Annotated in this window: 3 protein-coding genes and 1 tRNA gene; 3 read left to right on the top strand and 1 reads right to left on the bottom strand. The window is 70.4% G+C overall.

Annotated elements, in window-relative coordinates:
* The 3 genes from AC1D12_RS30325 to AC1D12_RS30315 all read left to right on the top strand — a co-directional run.
* A partial coding sequence (locus AC1D12_RS30325) for a uroporphyrinogen-III C-methyltransferase (protein ID WP_477844950.1) occupies positions 1 to 430 on the top strand: 430 nt, incomplete at its 5' end.
* A 19-nt stretch (positions 431 to 449) separates the two neighbouring features.
* On the top strand, positions 450 to 1,703 hold the full coding sequence (locus AC1D12_RS30320) for a heme biosynthesis HemY N-terminal domain-containing protein (protein WP_047506966.1): 1,254 nt from the start codon (positions 450 to 452) through the stop codon (positions 1,701 to 1,703).
* A gap of 27 nt (positions 1,704 to 1,730) precedes the next feature.
* Positions 1,731 to 1,807: transfer RNA gene (locus AC1D12_RS30315), tRNA-Arg, on the top strand.
* Positions 1,808 to 1,878: 71 nt separating this feature from the next.
* On the opposite strand, the gene AC1D12_RS30310 is transcribed toward AC1D12_RS30315, so the two are convergent.
* On the bottom strand, positions 1,879 to 2,720 hold an 842-nt coding region (locus tag AC1D12_RS30310), incomplete at its 5' end, for a 1-aminocyclopropane-1-carboxylate deaminase (RefSeq protein ID WP_477844949.1).

Below are 2,720 nucleotides of genomic sequence, written 5' to 3'. Positions count from 1 at the left end.
CCGCAGCGCCTCGCCGGCCGGCCAGGGCGCGCCGACGCCGGTGGGCGGCGGGCTGGCCGAGCTGTCCGATCGCCTGGGTGCGCTGTTCGATCGCGTCTGGGGCGAGACCCGCTCGCTGGTGCGCGTGAACCGCATCGACAACCCGGATGCGATGTGGCTGGCGCCGGAGCAGGCCTTCTTCCTGCGCGAGAACCTGAAGCTGCGCCTGCTGAACGCGCGCCTGGCGGTGCTGAGCCGCCAGTTCGACGCGGCGCAGGCCGACCTGCAGAGCGCCCAGCAGGCGCTGGAACGCTATTTCGACCGCAGCTCGCGGCGCACGACGGTGGCGCTCGAACTGGTGAAGCAGGTGTCGGCCGGCGCCCGCCAGGTGGTGCTGCCGCGGCCCGACGACACGCTCGCGGCGCTGGCCACCGCGACGGCCGGCCGTTGACCTGAGGTCCCCCTTCCCGATGCGTGCCGTCATCTGGTTCGTGCTGTTGTTCGCTCTGGCGGTGGTCAGCGCTTCGGTGCTGGGCACCAATGACGGCCTGGCGTCGTTCTACTGGGGCTCGTGGCGGCTCGACGTCTCGCTGAACCTGTTCCTGATCGCACTGGTGGCGACCTGCTTCGCGCTGGTCGCGGTGATCCAGGCGATCAACGCGCTGATCGGGCTGCCGCGGCGGGCCCACGAATGGCGCGTCGCGCGCCGCGACCGCACCGCGCAGGCGGCGTTGCGCGATGCGCTGTCGCAGTACTTCGGCGGGCGCTACAGCCGCGCGCAGAAATCGGCGCAGCGGGCGCTGCTGATCCAGAGCGACACGCCCGACCTGGTGCAGGACAACGAATTCACCGTGCTCGGCCACCTGCTGGCCGCCGGCAGCCTGCACAAGTTGCAGGACCGCGCCCGCCGCGACGAACAGCTGCGCCTGGCGCTCGAGCTGTCGAGCCGCAGCGGCCTGGCGCGGCCGGCCGAGGAGGGCGCGCGCCTGCTGGCCGCCGAATGGGCGCTCGACGACCGCGATGCGGCGCGTGCGCTCGAGCTGCTGGGCGAACTGCCGCCCGGGGTCGCGCGCCGCACGCATGCGCTGCGCCTGCGCCTGCAGGCCACGCGGCTGGCCCGCCAGCCGCACGAGGCGCTGAAGACCGCGCGCCTGCTGGCCAAGCACCAGGCGTTCTCGAAGGATGCGGCACAAGGCCTGCTGCGCTCGCTCGCGTTCGAGTCGCTCGATGGCGCGCGCGATGCCGACCAGGTGCGGCGCGTGTGGCTGTCGCTCGAGGCGGTCGACCGGCGCGACCCTTTCGTCGCGGCGCGCACCGCGACGCGGCTGTCGAAGTTCGGCGCGCAGGCGGATGCGCGCAACGCGCTGCGGCCGTTCTGGGAGCGGCTGGGCGAGCTGGGCATCGACGAGCGCTGTGCGCTGGCCGAGGCGCTGGTCGCGTCGATCGACGGCATCGGAGCCGACTGGCTGCCGCGGCTGGAAGCCTCGCTGCAGGCCTTCCCGCGCGAGCCGGCGCTGGCGCATGCGGTGGGCCGCGCCCTGGCGCAGCGCGAGCTGTGGGGCAAGGCGCGGCTGCTGCTGCAGCAGGCCGCCGATGCCGAAGAGCTGCCACTGGCCGCGCGCCGCGACGCCTGGGTGCTGCTCGCGCACCTGGCCGAGCAGCAGGGCGATGTCGAGCGCACGGCCGATTGCTATCGACAGGCTGCAACGGTCGCGGGAATCTGAAAAAAGCCTGCTATACTGCGAGGCTCAGCGGCTGTAGCTCAGTTGGATAGAGTACTTGGCTACGAACCAAGGGGTCGTGGGTTCGAATCCTGCCAGCCGCACCAAAAACAAGAAATGGAACAACGGGTTAGATGCTCAGGCGTCTAGCCCGTTTTTTCTTGCCGGCTTTTTCCGTTCAGCCGTTGCGAAACAGGAAGCTGTAGGCATTGAGCGCCGGCACGCCGCCCAGGTGCGCGTACAGCACCTTCGATCCTTCAGGGAACTCGCCCTGGCGCACCATCTCGATCATCGCGTGCATCGACTTGCCCTCGTAGACGGGGTCGGTGAGCATGCCTTCCTGGCGCGCGCACAGGCGAATCGCTTCCAGGGTGCCCTCGCTCGGCAACCCGTACTCGGGCCCGCCGAAGCGCGTGTCCAGCACCACGTCCTGGTCGGTGATGGCCCGGCCCAGCGCCACCAGTTCGGCCGTGTTCTGCGCGATGCGCAGGATCTGCGCGCGGGTCTGTGCCGGCTTGGCCGACGCATCGATGCCGATGACGCGGTCGGCACGGCCGTCGGCGGCAAAGCCGACCACCATGCCGGCTTGCGTACTGCCCGTGACCGAGCAGACGACGATGTAGTCGAACCTGAAGCCGAGTGAGGCTTCCTGGGCGCGCACTTCCTCCGCGAACCCGACGAATCCCAGCCCGCCCAGCCGGTGCTCCGAGCAACCGGCCGGGATCGGGAAGGGCTTGCCGCCGGCACGCCTCACATCGTCCAGCGCCTGCTGCCAACTTGGGCGGATGCCGATGTCGAATCCGGCCGCGTCGAGCCGCACGTCGGCGCCCAGGATGCGCGACATCTCGATGTTGCCGACGCGGTCGTAGACGGCATCCGAATAGTTGACCCAGTTTTCCTGCACCAGCACGCACTTCATCCCGAGGTGGGCCGCCACCGCGGCGACCTGGCGCGTCTGGTTCGACTGGATGCCGCCGATCGAGACCAGCGTGTCGCACTGTTCTGCGAGTGCTTCGGGGA

The organism is Rhizobacter sp. P1_G5 (assembly GCF_056405435.1).
Note: the sequence above shows the minus strand (reverse complement) of the source record. Positions and strands in the feature narration are given on the sequence as shown.